This window comes from Streptomyces sp. Y7 (assembly GCF_043195415.1).
GTDB lineage: Bacteria > Actinomycetota > Actinomycetes > Streptomycetales > Streptomycetaceae > Streptomyces.
In genome coordinates this window covers 49,700-64,838 of record NZ_JBIDDQ010000020.1, presented here as the reverse complement: position 1 = coordinate 64,838, position 15,139 = coordinate 49,700, and the positions used below count along the sequence as shown (strand labels likewise).

At 70.2% G+C, this 15,139-nt stretch carries 13 protein-coding genes; 7 read left to right on the top strand and 6 right to left on the bottom strand.

Annotation, left to right across the window (positions count from 1 at the left end; genetic code table 11):
* Window positions 1-19: 19 nt before the first annotated feature.
* The 6 genes from ACGFW6_RS33805 to ACGFW6_RS33780 all read left to right on the top strand — a co-directional run bounded on the left by ACGFW6_RS33805 (window position 20) and on the right by ACGFW6_RS33780 (window position 7,225).
* Window positions 20-1,102 (top strand): polysaccharide lyase family 1 protein, encoded by a 1,083-nt coding sequence (locus tag ACGFW6_RS33805; protein ID WP_393518618.1) that lies wholly within the window; start codon window positions 20-22, stop codon window positions 1,100-1,102.
* A gap of 52 nt (window positions 1,103-1,154) precedes the next feature.
* Entirely contained in the window at window positions 1,155-2,504 is a 1,350-nt protein-coding gene (locus ACGFW6_RS33800) for an ABC transporter substrate-binding protein (RefSeq protein ID WP_393518615.1), read from the top strand.
* A gap of 132 nt (window positions 2,505-2,636) precedes the next feature.
* Entirely contained in the window at window positions 2,637-3,431 is a 795-nt protein-coding gene (locus tag ACGFW6_RS33795; protein WP_393518612.1) for a rhamnogalacturonan acetylesterase, read from the top strand.
* A gap of 27 nt (window positions 3,432-3,458) precedes the next feature.
* On the top strand, window positions 3,459-4,772 hold the full coding sequence (locus ACGFW6_RS33790) for a polysaccharide lyase family 1 protein (protein WP_393518609.1): 1,314 nt from the start codon (window positions 3,459-3,461) through the stop codon (window positions 4,770-4,772).
* Between the two features lie 88 nt (window positions 4,773-4,860).
* The gene (locus ACGFW6_RS33785) at window positions 4,861-5,994 is read left to right on the top strand and encodes a pectinesterase family protein (RefSeq protein WP_393518606.1); all 1,134 of its coding nucleotides are present in this window, start codon (window positions 4,861-4,863) and stop codon (window positions 5,992-5,994) included.
* 115 nt (window positions 5,995-6,109) lie between these two features.
* Entirely contained in the window at window positions 6,110-7,225 is a 1,116-nt protein-coding gene (locus ACGFW6_RS33780) for a dienelactone hydrolase family protein (protein WP_393518603.1), read from the top strand.
* A 73-nt stretch (window positions 7,226-7,298) separates the two neighbouring features.
* On the opposite strand, the gene ACGFW6_RS33775 is transcribed toward ACGFW6_RS33780, so the two are convergent.
* From ACGFW6_RS33775 to ACGFW6_RS33750, 6 genes are all read right to left on the bottom strand, one after another.
* Entirely contained in the window at window positions 7,299-9,566 is a 2,268-nt protein-coding gene (locus ACGFW6_RS33775) for an ABC transporter permease (protein WP_393518600.1), read from the bottom strand.
* The gene (locus ACGFW6_RS33770; RefSeq protein WP_393518597.1) at window positions 9,563-10,225 is read right to left on the bottom strand and encodes an ABC transporter ATP-binding protein; all 663 of its coding nucleotides are present in this window, start codon (window positions 10,223-10,225) and stop codon (window positions 9,563-9,565) included. The genes ACGFW6_RS33775 and ACGFW6_RS33770 overlap by 4 nt, the downstream gene beginning before the upstream one ends.
* A gap of 122 nt (window positions 10,226-10,347) precedes the next feature.
* Window positions 10,348-10,746 (bottom strand): hypothetical protein, encoded by a 399-nt coding sequence (locus ACGFW6_RS33765; protein WP_393518595.1) that lies wholly within the window; start codon window positions 10,744-10,746, stop codon window positions 10,348-10,350.
* 311 nt (window positions 10,747-11,057) lie between these two features.
* A complete protein-coding gene (locus ACGFW6_RS33760; RefSeq protein ID WP_393518592.1) occupies window positions 11,058-11,894 on the bottom strand; it encodes a pectate lyase in 837 nt (278 codons plus the stop codon).
* 86 nt (window positions 11,895-11,980) lie between these two features.
* On the bottom strand, window positions 11,981-12,838 hold the full coding sequence (locus ACGFW6_RS33755) for a hypothetical protein (protein ID WP_393518589.1): 858 nt from the start codon (window positions 12,836-12,838) through the stop codon (window positions 11,981-11,983).
* On the bottom strand, window positions 12,835-13,404 hold the full coding sequence (locus ACGFW6_RS33750; RefSeq protein ID WP_393518586.1) for a SigE family RNA polymerase sigma factor: 570 nt from the start codon (window positions 13,402-13,404) through the stop codon (window positions 12,835-12,837). The genes ACGFW6_RS33755 and ACGFW6_RS33750 overlap by 4 nt, the downstream gene beginning before the upstream one ends.
* 259 nt (window positions 13,405-13,663) lie before the next feature.
* On the opposite strand from ACGFW6_RS33750, the gene ACGFW6_RS33745 reads away from it, so the two are divergent.
* On the top strand, window positions 13,664-15,115 hold the full coding sequence (locus ACGFW6_RS33745; RefSeq protein WP_393518583.1) for an NCS2 family permease: 1,452 nt from the start codon (window positions 13,664-13,666) through the stop codon (window positions 15,113-15,115).
* Window positions 15,116-15,139 lie beyond the last annotated feature (24 nt).

The window sequence follows — 15,139 nt, the reverse complement described above, 5'->3', positions numbered from 1 at the left end:
GAGCCTGTTGGGAGCCGCAATGACGCACCTCCGTAGCAAGCGCTTGCCGGGAGTCGCCGGCAGGGCCTCGGCCGCCGCCGTCGTGGCGCTGGTCGCGGCCCTGGGGCCGGGCACGCTCGGCGAGGCGAGGGCCGACGCCCCTGCGCACGGCGTCGGCGGCTGGTCCGACCGGGCGCACGGGTTCGCCTCCCTCGCCGGCGGCACGACCGGCGGGGCGGGCGGCAAGGTCGTCACCGTCACCGACCAGGCCGCGCTGGCGGCGTACGCGGCGGCGCCCGAGCCGTACGTCATCCGGGTCCTGGGCACCATCACCGCCCAGCCCTTCGGCGCGGACATCACCGTCGCCTCGGACAAGACGATCGTCGGGGTCGGCACGAGCGGGGAACTGGTCCAGGGCGAGTTCCATCTCGCACCCGGCACGCACGACGTGGTCATCCGCAACATGACGATCCGCGACTCGGCCGTCGAGGGCGACTGGGACTGCAAGGACACCGACTTCGACGGCATCCAGATGGACACCGTCCACCACGTGTGGGTCGACCACAACAGGTTCTCGAACATCTGCGACGGCCAGCTCGACGTCCGCAAGGACAGCGAGTACGTGACCGTCTCCTACAACCGGTTCGAGAACAACAACAAGACCTTCGGGCTGGGCTGGACGGCGAACGTCAGGACGCAGATCACGATCGACCACAACCTCTTCGCGAACACCAAGCAGCGCAACCCCTCGATCGACAACGCCGCCTACGCGCACCTCTACAACAACTACCTGACCGCGCAGGCGGACCCCGGCGACCCGGTGTGGACGTACGGCAACTGGTCGCGGGGCCGGACGAAGATGGTCATCGAGAACAGCTACTACCGCGACGTCCAGCACCCCTACCAGGCCGACGCCACGGCGGAGTTGATGGAGCGCGGGTCGATCCTGAAGAACGCGACGGGCCGGCGCGACGAGTGGGGCGCCGCCTTCGAACCCCGGGACTTCTACGCCTACCGGCTGGACCCCGCCGCCGCCGTGCCGGCCCTGGTGACCCGGTTCGCCGGGCCGCAGAAGGCCATCGGCGTGCCTGCGCACGGGCCCGCGATCACATCACGCCACTGACTCCCCCCACCCCTGCATGTCTCCGCTGGATCCAGAAGAAGAGAGCCGACCAATGAAGATCAGCATCAGCAGAAGCAGGCGAGCCGCGACGGCCGTCGCCCTCGGGTCCGTCCTCGCCCTGACCGCCACCGCCTGCGGCGACGACGGCAGCAGCGCCGGCGGCGACAAGGGCGCCGAGGGCAGCGGCACGGGAAAGATCGTCTTCTGGGACAACAACGGCGGTGTCCGCACCGACATCTGGAAGGAGATCATCGCCGACTTCGAGAAGGCGAACCCGGACATCAAGGTCGAGTACGTCGGGATCCCGTCGACCGACTACCAGTCCAAGGTCGACACGGCCATCCAGGGCGGCGGACTGCCGGACGTCGGCGGTGTCGGCGCGGCGATGCTCGCCGGGTTCGCCGCGCAGAACGCGCTGGAGCCGCTGGACGACCGGCTCGCCAAGTCGTCCCTGAACGGCAGGCTCAACGAGGACATGGTCACCTCGCTGACGGCCGCCGGCGGCGGCGACGGCAAGCTGTACTCGATTCCGACCTCCGCGAACAACGGTGTGCTGTACTACCGCACCGATCTGTTCGACAAGGCCGGTCTGGACGCGCCGACCACATGGGAGAAGTTCTACGAGGCGGCCGAGAAGCTGACCGACTCCGGCAAGAACGAGTTCGGTTACACCATCCGCGGTGGTGCCGGTTCGATCGCGCAGGCTTTGGACGCCATGTACGGGCAGTCCGGGATCACGTCCTTCTGGGACGCCTCCGGGGAGAAGACGACCGTCAACGACCCGAAGAACGTGGCCGCGCTGGAGAAGTACGCCGCGCTGTACAAGAAGGTCACTCCGGCCGCCGACCTCAACAACGACTTCACCAAGATGGTCGCCCAGTGGGATTCCGGCACGATCGGAATGCTGAACCACAACCTGGGGTCGTACCAGGACCATGTGAAGGCCCTCGGAACGGAGAAGTTCCGCGGTATTCCGCAGCCCACGCTCGCCGACGGCAAGCGGGTCCAGGTGTCCAACCCCGTCGACGGGATCGGGCTGTTCAAGAACTCCAAGAACAAGGACGCCGCCTGGAAGTTCATCGAGTTCGCCTCCTCGCACGCGGAGAGCTCGAAGTTCAACGAGTCGGCGGGCCAGGTGCCGGCGAACAACGACGCGGCCAAGGACGCGTGGATCTCGAAGGCCGAGCCCACGAAGCTGGCCGCGGCCGCGTTGACGGACGGGTCCACGACGATCGTGCAGCTGCCGTACTACCTGCCTGACTGGAACACGATCTCCAAGGCCGACAACGAGCCGAACTTCCAGAAGGTGCTGAACGGGGACATGAAGGCGAAGGAGTTCCTGGACAGCATGGCCGGTCAGCTGAACGAGGCTCAGACCGAGTGGAAGCAAAGGAACGGCTGAGAGCTCGGTTGCTTCTGTGCGCGGCCGGCTGCGGGTTCTCGGTGGCTGGTCGCGCCCGCGCGGCGGAGCCGTACATCGATACACCCCCGCGCCCCTGGGTGGGACAACTCGACCTTGCTGAAAGGCACCGCTGTGTCGCTTACCCGAAGACAGATCACTCTCGCGGGCCTCGCCGCCCTTCCTCTCGCCCTCTCGGGCATGGGTACCGCCGAAGCAACTCAGCGCCACCGCACCCTCTTCATCGCCGGTGACTCCACCGCCGCCCAGAAGTACGCCGACGCCGCCCCCGAGACCGGCTGGGGCATGGCGCTCCCCTTCTTTCTGCACAAGCGGCCGGCCGTCTCCAATCACGCCGTGAACGGGCGCAGTTCGAAGAGCTTCGTGGACGAAGGGCGGCTCGACGTCGTTCTTCAGGCCATTCGTCCCGGCGATCTCCTGCTGATCCAGTTCGCGCACAACGACGAGAAGGACACCGACCCGACGCGGTACACCGAGCCCTGGTCCACGTACCAGGACCATCTGCGGCTGTACGTCGACGGCGCCCGGGCGCGGGGCGCGCGGCCGGTGCTGGCGACCCCCGTCGAGCGGCGCCGGTTCGACGCGGGCGGCAACGCCGTGCCGACCCACGGCGACTATCCGGCGGCGATGCGGGCGCTCGCCCGCGAGGAGCGCGTCGCGCTGCTCGACATCCAGGCGCTGTCACTCGCGTTGTGGCAGGAACTCGGGGTCGAGGGGACGAAGACGTACTTCAACTGGACCGCCACCGAGCAGGACAACACGCACTTCAATCCGCCGGGTGCGATCGCCGTGGCACGGCTCGTCGCGCGCGAGCTGGTGCGCACCCGTGTGCTGGCCGCGCGGGACGTGCGCCGGCTGGACGACGGGATCCCGGAGTCCTGGATCACCTGGCCGCAGGCCACCGCGTAATCCCCGACAGTGAAAGAGAGCCGCACGATGAACGCACAGCTATGGCATGGGCATGCCACAAGGAGAGTCGCCGTCCTGGTCGGGTGCACCGCGCTGGTGCTCGGCCTGACCGGGACCGGAGCGGCGCGGGCCGGCGGCCGGGACCTCGGGCGCGAGGTCCTCCCCGCGGGGGACGGCTGGGCCTCGGAGGGGCCCGGCACGACCGGCGGTTCGGCCGCCGACGCCGCGCACGTGTACACCGTCACCACCTGGGCGGAGTTCCGGCAGGCACTCGACGACGGCGGCAGCGCGCCGAAGATCATCAAGGTCAAGGGCATGATCGACGCCGTGTCGGAGGGGTGCGACGCCTTCGCCGCCGAGGGGTACGACTTCCAGCGGTACCTCGCCGACTACGACCCGGCCGTGTGGGGGCACGACACCCCCGTCAGCGGTGCGCAGGAGGACCTGCGGGCCGCGTCCGCCGCCGCCCAGGACCAGGCCATCAAGGCGAACGTGCCCGCCAACACCACCATCGTCGGGGTCGGCAGGGGCTCCGGCATCCTCGGCGGCAGCCTCCAGATCAAGGGCGTCGACAACGTCATCCTGCGCAACCTCACCGTCGAGGCGCCCCTCGACTGCTTCCCGCAGTGGGACCCGACGGACGACGACAAGACCGGCGCCTGGAACTCCGAGTACGACTCGGTGGTGGTGTACGGCTCCACCCATGTGTGGATCGACCACAACACCCTCACCGACGGCCGCTACCCCGACAGCGCCCTGCCGTCGTACTTCGGCAAGGTCTACCAGCAGCACGACGGACTCCTCGACGTCGTGCGCGGCGCCGACCACGTGACCGTGTCCTGGAACTCCTTCCAGGACCACGACAAGACCATGCTGATCGGCAACAGCGACAGCGCCGGCGCCACCGACTCCGGCAGGCTCAGGGTCACCCTGCACCACAACCGCTTCGAGGGCATCGTCGAGCGGGCACCGCGCGTGCGGTTCGGGCAGGTCGACTCGTACAACAACCACTTCGTCGTCACCGAGGGCCAGAACTACGGGTACGTCTTCGGCATCGGCGCGTCCTCGCGGCTGTACGCCACGCACAACGCCCTGTCGCTGGCCCCCGGCGTGAGCGTCGGCAAGGCGCTGAAGAAGTGGAACGAGGCACCGCTGACCGCCGAGAACAACTACGTCAACGGCAGGCTGACGGACCTCATCGCCGTCCACAACGCCGAGATCCCCGGCGAGACCCTCCAGTCCGGCGCCGGGTGGACGCCGACCCTGCGCACGAAGGTGGACCACCCCAGGGCCGTACCCGGGATCGTCGACCACCGCGCGGGCGCCGGCCGCCTGCGCTGACCCACCCGACCGGGGGAGGGGCGCACGGCGGACACCGCCCGCCCCTCCCCGGCAACCCAGCGGATCCGTCCCGCGAAGGAGCACCCGCATGCCCTCGCACCACCGCGTTCGACCGCCCCTGTCCAGAAGGGGATTCCTCACGGCGGCCACCGCCGCGGCAGCAGCCCTCGCGTCGGAACCGGCGTGGGCCACGACCGGATCCGGGCCCCGGCCCTTCGGCCGCCACGGCTCACCCACCGCCCGCCTCACCCCGAAGACCCTGTACGTCCATCCCGCCGGCCGCGGCGACTTCACCTCCGTCCAGGCCGCGGTGACCGCCGTGGACGGGGGCGGCTGGACGCTGGTCATCGCGCCGGGGACCTACCGGGAGACGGTCGCCGTCAACACCACCCGCACCGACATGACCTGGATCGGGGCCGGCGACGACCCGCGCGCCGTCGTCATCGTGTACGACAACGCCGCCGGCACCCCCAAGCCAGGCGGCGGCACCTACGGCACCACCGGCTCCGCCACCACCCTCGTCCAGGCCGACGGATTCACCGCACACCGCGTCACGTTCGCCAACGACTGGCTGCGCGCCGACCACCCGGGCGTCAGCGGCACGCAGGCCGTCGCCCTCAAGGTGCAGGGCGACCGGTCCGCGTTCCACCACTGCCGGTTCCTCGGCCACCAGGACACCCTGTACGCCGACACGATGGCCCTCGGCGTCTTCGCCCGCCAGTACTTCGCGCACTGCCATGTGGAGGGCGACGTCGACTTCGTCTTCGGGCGTGCCACCGCCGTCTACGAGCACTGCCACTTCCGGACCCTGACCCGGACCGACCTGGCCTCGGCCCCGTACGGCTTCGTCTTCGCCCCCTCGACGGCCGGTACAAACCCGCGCGGCTACCTGGTGACCCGCGGCCGTGTCACCAGCGAGGCCCCGGACGCCTTCTACAAGCTGGCCCGCCCCTGGGTGCCCAGCTCCGACCCCACCGCGCACCCGTCGCTCACCGTCCGCGACACCCACCTCGGCCCCGGCATCGACGCGGTCGCGCCCTACACCAATATGTCGGACAGCTTCCCGTGGCAGGACCAGCGGTTCGCCGAGTACCGCAACACCGGACCCGGCGCGGTCGTCACCGTCCCCGGCAACCGGCCCCAACTGACCGCCGAACAGGCCGCGTCGGCAACCCGTACGGCGTACCTGGGCGACTGGAGGCCGTGGAAGCGGGGCGATTGACCTGCGCCTCGCCGCTGGGAGAGCGACCGGTGCGGCGAAGGGGTCCGGTGCGGAAACAGGTGGGGCGGAGGGGCAGGTGGCGTGGAGGGAGGGCCACCGGTCGTGGAGAGGGCGGGTGGCGCGGAGGGGCCAAGGGTGCGGAGGGGCAGGGGTGGTGGAGAGGACGGGGGTCGTGGAAGGGCCGTTGCCCGGTTTTCACGCCGCGCTGAAGGACGAGCTGACGTTTCCACTGGCCTGGGGGCGGTCCCCGATCCGTGACTTCCACGCCTGGCGGCGGGCCGCCCGCGCCAAGGTCGAGGAACTGCTGCTCGTCGACCGGGACGAGCGGACGCCGTACGCCCCGGAGTTCGGTGAGCGGGCGGACGCCGACGGATACACGAGGGAGTCGGTGTCCCTCGCCCTCACCCGTCACGAACGCGTCCGCGGCGCCCTGCTCACTCCGCACGGGCGGGGCCCCTTCCCGGCCGTCCTGCTGCTGCACGACCACGGCGCCCGGTTCGACATCGGCAAGGAGAAACTGGTCAGGCCCTGGTCCGACGACGCGCGGGCGGCGTCCGCGCAGGGCTGGGCGGACACGTACTTCGACGGCCGTTTCGTCGGCGACGAACTGGCCCGGCGCGGCCATGTCGTGCTGTGCCTGGACGCGCTCGGCTGGGGCGACCGCGGTCCGCTCACCTACGACCAGCAGCAGGCGCTGGCCGCCACCTTCTACCACCTCGGCTCCTCGCTCGCCGGTCTGATGGCCCGCGAGGACGCCCGGGCCGCCGGCTTCCTGGCGGGGCTCGATCGCGTGGACGCCGGGCGGATCGCGGCCGTCGGCTTCTCCATGGGCGCCTTCCGGGCCTGGCAGACGGCCGCGCTCAGCGATCACGTGGCGGCCGCGGCGAGCGTCTGCTGGATGACAGGGCTGAAGGAAACGCTGGTGCCCGGCAGCAACACCCTGCGCGGGCAGTCGGCGTACTACATGCTGCACCCCGGGCTGCCCCGGTTCCTCGACCTCCCCGACGTGGCGAGCATCGCCGCGCCCAGGCCGATGCTCTTCCTCCACGGCGCGCTCGACCCGCTGTTCCCCGCCGACGGGGTCCGCGCGGCCCACGCCAGGCTGCGCGCCGTCTGGCGTTCCCGCCACGCCGAGGAGCGGCTGCGGCTGACGACCTGGCCCAACGTCGGCCATGTGTTCACCGCGCCCATGCAGGACGAGGTCTTCACCTGGCTCGACGCCGTCCTGTGAACGGACACGCGAAGCGGGCCGGAGGATTCATGTGTCCTCCGGCCCGCTGAAGGTGTCGGTGCGGTACGTCCCGTCAGTCCCGGCGGATCAGTTCGGGGTCGATACGGCGGCCCACCAGGGGGAGGGTGCCCGCGATCGCCACGGCGACGACCCCTAGGGCGGAGGCCAGAAGGACGGGTACGCCCGCGCCGTCCCAGAAGATCTCACCGCCGCCGGTGACCAGATAGGCGGTCTCGGCCAGCTTGCCCGAGACCAGGGCCAGCAGCAGGCCGATCGCGAGCGGCAGGACGACCTGGAGACACTGCACGGCGCGCAGGGTGCCGGCCCGGGCTCCGATGAGAGCGAGGGCGGTGACCTGGGACCGGCGTTCCACGGCCCGGTCGGTGACCGACACCAGGAACGCGGCGACGCCGATGACCAAGCCCATCACCATGCCCAGCAGCAGGAGCGTCTTGATCACCGTGAGCTGTTGCAGGGCCTCGACATTGATGCCGGTCGGATCCACATCCGCGGTCGGGGCGATCGCGCCGATCCGGTCCAGGACCGCGCGCACCGTCGCCGGGTCGGAGGAGGAGGCGAGGACCAGTGTGGCGGACACCGGGACGGCGCCGGGCGGCAGCTTGCCGGGAGGGACGAGGAGGTAGGCGCTCGTCAGATTCGTGACTCCCTGGCCCGAGTACAGCACGACATCCTTCGGCACCGGGACGTGCAGGGTGGTGCGCCTGCCGTCCTTCTCCAGGGTGTACGTGGAGGTTCTGAAGGGCTCGTCCCCGGTGTTCGGGTCCGACAGGCGCATCACCTTCCCGTCCACACAGCCCTCGACCCGGCGGGCGAGCGCGGTGAGCTCGGCGCAGGTGGCGATCAGCGCGGCGGCCTGGTCGTCGTCGGCGTCGCTCTGGAGGTCGTTGTCGAAGTCCATGACGACGGCGGACACGTCCACACCGGGAATCCCGCGCAGCCGCTGCTGCTGGTCCCGGCTCAGCTGGGACAGCTGAAGGCCGTACTCCTGGGTGGGTGAGGTGTTGCGCGAGACCTGGCTCAGCTCTACCAGGACGCCCTGGGCGAGGGACGCCGAGAACACCAGCAGAACCAGGCCGGTGACCACGCGCATCGCGCTGCCCGGTTCGACCTCGTTGCGGCGCATGGCCAGGTTCAGCGCGAGGTTGCCGGAACGCGCGAGCCGCTTGGCCAGCAGGTACGACAGCAACGGCAGCGTCAGGACCAGGCCGAGGCCGGTCAGCAGCACCCCGGCCGGCACCAGCAGGGCGTTGATGCCGTCGCTGTGCGCGGGGTGGTCGGTCAGACCGGTGGCGCTGAAGCCGATGATGATGCCCAGGCCGGCGACGAGCAGCAGGGCACCCCAGACGCGAGGTGCCCTGGGGGCGGCCGCACGGCGGGTGGCGAGCGGGTTCCGGGCTGCGGCGCGGGCACTCGCCCGGCCGACGAACCAGGCCAGTAGCGGGCACCCGAGCAGGCAAACAGCCCATGTCTGCCCGGACACCGCGCCGTCGCCGGCGTACCACTTCAGGCCGGGCAGGCCGGTCCTGGCGACGATCTGGTTGAGCAGCCAGAACTCCGCGAGACCGAGAGCCGCACCGAGCAGGGCCGCCACAACGGTCTCGGCGGCGTTGACCCGCTGGGTGCCCTTGGCGCTGAGGCCGAGCAGACGCAGCGCCGCGAGCCTTCGGTTGCGGCTGGCAGCGGAGAGCTTGGCGCACACCGACAGGAAGACGCCGAGCGGCAGCAGCACCAGGGTGGCCAGGGTGAAGCGGAGGATCTCCAAGGTGGAGGGGTCGACGGCCCACGTGGGCGGGTACTCACTGCCGAAGCTCTTCAACGCCCGTGCGCTGGAGCCGAGTTGGGCGGGAGTGGTGCCGACGTAGGCGTAGAGCTCGTCGGGGTCGGTCAGCCCTGCCGCGCCGATCAGACCCTTCTCGGTGCCGGGCAGCAGGCCCCTGAGGCCGGGCTCGCGTCGGAGTTGGTCGTGCAGAGCGGGGGAGACGTACACCTCGCCCGGGCCGGGCAGCCCGCTCAGGCCGGGCGGCGGGGCGGGCGTGTCCTGGGTGCCCAGGGCGATGAAGACACGGCCGAACGGCCTGGAGCCGTGCGGATCCCGGAACTCCTGCACCAGGCTCCGCTGACCGGTGGGCCGGCCGGCGTAGACCTGTGGGTCACGGTCGGCCGCCCGCCCGTCGTGGGCGTCGAGGATCGCCGGGATCGTCAGGACGAGGGCGAGACAGCAGACGCCGAGCGACCCACCCAGGGTCATCAGCAGAAAGCGTGCGCGGTTCCCCCGGCCGGAACCGAACAGCAGCCGCAGGCCGAGCAGGAACTCCCTCATCCGGCGACTCCCATGGGGGTGAGCACCCCGTCGGCCATGGTGTAGCGGCTGTCGGCGCGGGCCGCCACCGTCGCATCGTGGGTCACCAGCAGCACGGCCGTGCCCTGCGAACGGGCCAGGTCCAGGAACTCCTTGAGGACGGCATCGGCGTTGGCGCTGTCCAGCGCGCCGGTCGGTTCGTCGGCGAAGACCACGGCCGGCCTGTGCACCAGGGCCCGGGCGACGGCGACGCGCTGGCTCTGTCCGCCGGACACCTGGGAAGGACGCCGCTCGCGCAACTCACCGATCCCCAGCCGGTCGAGTACCTGCGCGGCGGCCTCAAGGGCGGGGCGCTTGCGCTGACCGGCGAGGCGCAGGGGCAGAGCGGTGTTCTCCTCGATGGTCAGCTCGGGGAGCAACTCGCCGTACTGGAAGACGAACCCGAACCGCTCCCGGCGCAGTGCGCTGATCTCCTCGTCGTCCAGCTCGGCGAACGTCTGCCCCTCGAAACTGATCCGGCCGCGCGACGGAGGCAGTACCCCTGCCAGGCAGTAGAGCAGCGACGACTTCCCGGAACCGCTGGCCCCCATGATCGCCGCGACCTCGCCCCGGGCGAGCGCGAGATGGGCGTCGCGCACGGCCGGGGTGGAGCCGTAGGAGAGCTCGACACCGCTCGCCATAAGGATGTGTGACGTGTCTGACGTAGTGGTACTGATCGTGTCCCCCGAGGCCGGAGAGGGCCCCGGCGGTCGACCGGGGCCCAAGGGTTGTGGCATGACCGACGGTCACCCGTCGGTCCCTCCTAGCGGTGGTAGCTCTTGGTCACCGAGCAGTTGTCCGGGTGGAGAGAGCCCCGGTCACGGCAGGCCCGGATCGAGGCGTCATCGGTGTGCAGCGCGGCACCGTCGTAGCTCAGCTTGTCCAGCCAGACGGTCTTCTTCTGCTTGCCGTTGAACCGGCCCCAGCCGTAGCCCTCGACGCGGACCTGCATGTAGACGTTGTGCCCGTCACCGTGGTCGGCGTCCCGGAGGTTGCCCTTCCAGTGGAAGGCCCCCTTGTTGACGTGCGAAGGCTCGAACTTGTACTTGGCGTCCTTGAACTGGACGCCCCCGCTGTTCAGCGTGGGGATGCCCTTCCACGCGGCGCGGGCCTCGGCGGCACCGGTCGTGCCACCGCTTGCCGTAGCGAACGCTGTCCCCATGCCTGTCAGAAAGAGCCCGGTCGCGAGCACACTGACAGCCAGCTTTCGATTCACTTGTTTTCCTCCCGTTTTCCCGACACCAAACCTTGATCATCGGGCGTTCGGAACGTTAACACCCCCTGACCGCAAGGTGATCAACTTTTCGATCGTGAGCTTCTTCGCATCAAGCGGAGGGAACGCGAACCCCGCTTTTCGCATCCGGGACGGCGGGCTGTGCCGAGCGCGAACGCCCCCGCAGGTCGTCACCTGCGGGGGCGTTCCACTGCTGACCGAAGGGGGGCTCAGGTCAGCAGGTATGGGGGGCGGCGTGCTCACTCGTACGTGATGTCAGATGACGAGAACCTGCAGGAGGTTCCGTCCGCGCCGGTGCCGAGTTCCTTGGGTTCCTTGCCGGTGCTGTTGCCCTCGAAGCGGGTGCAGGTCTTGATCTTCTCGGCGCTGTCGCCGTGGACACGGATCTTGCGCAGCGCCGCCGTGTCGCCGTAGTTGGAGTTGATGCCGACGATCGACTTGCCCGGCGCGGTGACGTCCACGTCGTTGATGATGATCGTGCGCTTGTACTGCGTGGAGCAGTTGCCGCAACTGCGCACCAGCTTGCCGAAGTTCTCGACCTGGAACCTGGTCACGACCAGCTTGCCGGCGCCGTTGAACTGGAGGACCTTGTCGTCGGCGTTCCTCGCGCCACCGCCGTGGACCGTGTACACGGCCGACGACGACTTGCCCTTGAAGGTGGCCGCGTCCTCGCCCACGTCCAGCCACCACACGTTCTGCAGCGTGCAGGAGCCCTTGCAGTGGACGCCGTCGGCGGCCGGGCTGCCGATGATGACGTTCTTGAGGACCGCGCCGTCGGCCAGCTCGAAGATCGGGTCCTGGCCCTCGTCCTGGCCGCTGCCGCCGAGGTCTCCGGTGCCGTAGAACCTCGCCAGCCCGCCGTCGTAGGTGCCCGACACGGGGATCGTCCTCGACACCGGCTTGCTGCCGTTCTCGGTCGGCCAGGCGGACGTGGCCGCGCCGGCGGTCGACAGGAGCGAGCCGGTGGCGAAGACGGCCGCGCCGGTGATGCCCAGCGCGGAGACGCCGGCGATCACGGCCCGCCGCCCGGTGACCTTGCGGCGGTGCCGGACGCGCTGTTCGGTCTGTGCAGTCATGAACGGGTTTTCCTTGCGTGGAGGGGATCCTTGCGTCTCCTGGTCGCCACGCGCGCGGGAAGGGTTGCCGGTCCGGCGCACCTTCTTCACGAATCCCCGTCCGCTGTCGAGCCGTTGTCGTCGTGCCCCGCGAATCCACCCGCCACGGACAGCTGCTCGCCGCCCGCCGTGGCCGTCATGGTGTAGCGGTCGTCCTTCGCGTCCCGGCCGCCGCGCTCATGGTCGTACTGCCCCGCGAACACCCACTCGCCGGCGCGGACCGTACGGCCCTCCTTGAGCACCCAGGTGTGGACGAGGAAGCCGTCCTTCTCCTCGACCGTCAGCGTGAAGTCGTCCTCCGGCAGCGAGCGCCAGGCGCCGGTCGAGGTGACCCCGCCGGTCTGCGCGACCTTCAACCGGACGGTGAGCGCGGTGAGTTCCTCGCCGGTGCGCAGGGTCAGATTGCTCTGCGCCCAGAAGTCGTTGCTGTGCGGGTCCACCGAGCCGTCCGACCACAGCGGGCCGTCCCGCTCGCCCTCGGCGGCGGGCGTCCCGGGTGTGGCGGTGGGCTGCCCGGTCGGTGCCCCGGCCGTCTCGTGGGACGTGGGCGGCTTCCGCGTGGCCGGGTCCGCCGAAGGGGCGGGCGGGACCGGGGCGCGGCTCGTGGCGTCCGGGGACGGGGCGGGCGTCGGTGACGTGGCCACCGTCTGCCGCGGGCGGTCCTCCTTCACCGCGGACGCGACGGCGTAGCCGCCGACCGCGAGAACCCCCGCGACCCCGGCCGTGGCGGTCGCCACCCGGAACCAGCCGTACGCCGGCGGACGGGTCGCCGGGCGGTCGGGGCGGGTCTGCTCGGCCATGCCGCGCTCGATCCGGGCCAGGATCCGCTCGCGGTCGGGCTCGTGGGCCTCGGCCGCCCCGTGCAGCCGGGCACGCAGTTCGTCGTGCACGTCCCGCCGCATCATCGGTCCCTTCCTCCGGCGTCCCCGGCACGGGCCATCGCCGCCGCACGCATCTCGAGCGGTGCGCCCCGCGTCCCGAGCAGCCGCTGGAGTTCCGCCATCCCCTTCGAGGTCTGGCTCTTCACCGTACCGACGGAGATGCCCAGGGCGAGCGCCGTGTCCTTCTCGGACAGGTCGAACGCGTGCCGCAGCACCACACAGGCGCGTTTGCGGAACGGGAGCCGGCGCAACGCCTCCTGGACGTCGACGACACCCGCGACGTCCGGGTTCTCCGCCCTCTCCTCCCGCTGCGACCAGAACAGCGCCACCCGCCGGCGCTCCCGGACCGCGCTGCGGATCCTGGTGCGGGCCAGGTTGGCCACGACCCCACGGGCGTACGCCACCGGATGGTCGGCAGCGCGCACCCGGTCCCAGCGGTGCCACAGCGCGAGCAGCGCGTCCGCCGCGAGGTCGTCCGCGGCGTCCGCCTCACCCGTCAACAGATGTGCCAGGCGCGACAGTTCGGCGTAGTGGTGCTCGAAGAAGGCGTGGAACTCCACGGAGGCGGCGTCGTCGACGACCGTGCCCACGGGCGACCCCTCCTGCCTGCGAGTGGCGTGTGGACGGCGTGTGATCGTCCGGCGATCGTTTCGCGATCATCCGGTCGGGATCCGGAAGCGTAGCAGCGCTCGAACGCCGTTCTTGTGCGGGGTGTCGAACGACGTATGGATCCTCGCACGTGAGCAGCGCTGATTCCGTAACACGGAGAAAACCTGAAACCCGTTCAACGCGGGAACAATCCAGCCAGCATCCGCACACCGATCCGTCAGGCAACAAGGAGTTACCGCCATGTCCGAACCGCAGAAGGTGGCCGACCGGTCAAGTGCCCCACCGCCAGGCGCGAACAGCGTCGACCGGTACTTCAGGATCTCCGAACGGGGGTCCACCTTCGCCCGTGAGATACGGGGCGGCTTCGCCACGTTCTTCACGATGGCCTACATCCTTGTCCTGAATCCCATCATCCTCGGCAGCGCGAAGGACAAGTTCGGCCACCAGCTCGACGCGGTCCAACTCACCACCGCCACCGCCCTGGTGGCCGCCGTCATGACGATCATCATGGGCATCGCCGGCAACCTGCCGCTCGCGCTCGCCGCCGGGCTCGGCCTGAACGCCGTCGTCGCGTTCCAGATCGCCCCGCTCATGGCGTGGGACGACGCGATGGGCCTGATCGTCCTCGAGGGCCTGCTGATCTGTGTGCTGGTGGTGACCGGGCTGCGCGAGGCCGTCATGCACGCCATCCCCCAGCCGCTCAAGCAGGCGATCAGCGTGGGCATCGGCCTGTTCATCGCGTTCATCGGCTTCGTCGACGCCGGGTTCGTCAGCCGGATCCCGGACGCCGCCAACACCACCGTGCCGGTCCAGTTGGGCGGCACCGGTCAGCTCACCGGGTGGCCGATCCTGGTGTTCTGCCTCGGCATCCTGCTGACGATCGCGCTGCTCGCCCGCAAGGTGAAGGGCGCGATCCTGATCAGCATCGTCACGATGACCGTCGTCGCGATGATCATCAACTCGATCGCCGACATCAAGGCCTGGGGTCTGACCACGCCCGCGTGGCCCGACAAGCTGGTCGACACCCCGGACTTCGGACTCCTCGGCGACTTCAGCCTGTTCGGGGCGTTCGGCGAGACCACCGCCCTCACCGTCGTCCTGCTGATCTTCACCCTGGTGCTGTCCGACTTCTTCGACACCATGGGCACGGTCGTCGGCGTCAGCGCGGAGGCCGGTCTCCTCGACGAGGAGGGCAAGGTACCGGGCCTGGGCCGGGTGCTGCTGATCGACGGTGCCGCCGCGGCGGCGGGTGGCGCGGCGTCGGCCTCCTCGGCCACGTCCTACATCGAGTCGGCGGCAGGCGTCGGCGAGGGCGCCCGCACGGGCTTCTCCAACCTGATCACCGGCGGCCTGTTCGCCCTCGCCCTGTTCCTCACCCCGCTGCTCACCATCGTGCCCCTCCAGGCCGCCGCCCCCGCCCTGGTCGCCGTGGGCTTTCTGATGATGACGCAGGTCAAGCACATCGACTGGGACAAGTACGAGATCGCCATCCCGGCGTTCCTGACCATCGCCGTCATGCCGTTCACGTACTCGATAACCAATGGCATCGGCGCCGGCTTCGTCGCCTACGTGCTCATCAAGACGGTGCTGGGGAAGGCCAAGGACGTCCACTGGCTGATGTGGGGGACCTCGGCGCTGTTCCTGGTGTACTTCGCGATCGACCCGATCGAGCAGATCCTCGGGGTGAAGTAGCGCCGGTGAGGGCGCGCCCCGAAA

Bases quoted from the DNA above. Each gene is read 5' to 3' on its own strand.
- ACGFW6_RS33805 (WP_393518618.1), top strand. From the start codon at position 20: ATGACGCACCTCCGTAGCAAGCGCTTGCCGGGAGTCGCCGGCAGGGCC.
- ACGFW6_RS33770 (WP_393518597.1), bottom strand. From the start codon at position 10,225: ATGGCGAGCGGTGTCGAGCTCTCCTACGGCTCCACCCCGGCCGTGCGC.
- ACGFW6_RS33785 (WP_393518606.1), top strand. From the start codon at position 4,861: ATGCCCTCGCACCACCGCGTTCGACCGCCCCTGTCCAGAAGGGGATTC.
- ACGFW6_RS33775 (WP_393518600.1), bottom strand. From the start codon at position 9,566: ATGAGGGAGTTCCTGCTCGGCCTGCGGCTGCTGTTCGGTTCCGGCCGG.
- ACGFW6_RS33760 (WP_393518592.1), bottom strand. From the start codon at position 11,894: ATGACTGCACAGACCGAACAGCGCGTCCGGCACCGCCGCAAGGTCACC.
- ACGFW6_RS33765 (WP_393518595.1), bottom strand. From the start codon at position 10,746: ATGGGGACAGCGTTCGCTACGGCAAGCGGTGGCACGACCGGTGCCGCC.
- ACGFW6_RS33790 (WP_393518609.1), top strand. From the start codon at position 3,459: ATGAACGCACAGCTATGGCATGGGCATGCCACAAGGAGAGTCGCCGTC.
- ACGFW6_RS33755 (WP_393518589.1), bottom strand. From the start codon at position 12,838: ATGATGCGGCGGGACGTGCACGACGAACTGCGTGCCCGGCTGCACGGG.
- ACGFW6_RS33745 (WP_393518583.1), top strand. From the start codon at position 13,664: ATGTCCGAACCGCAGAAGGTGGCCGACCGGTCAAGTGCCCCACCGCCA.
- ACGFW6_RS33800 (WP_393518615.1), top strand. From the start codon at position 1,155: ATGAAGATCAGCATCAGCAGAAGCAGGCGAGCCGCGACGGCCGTCGCC.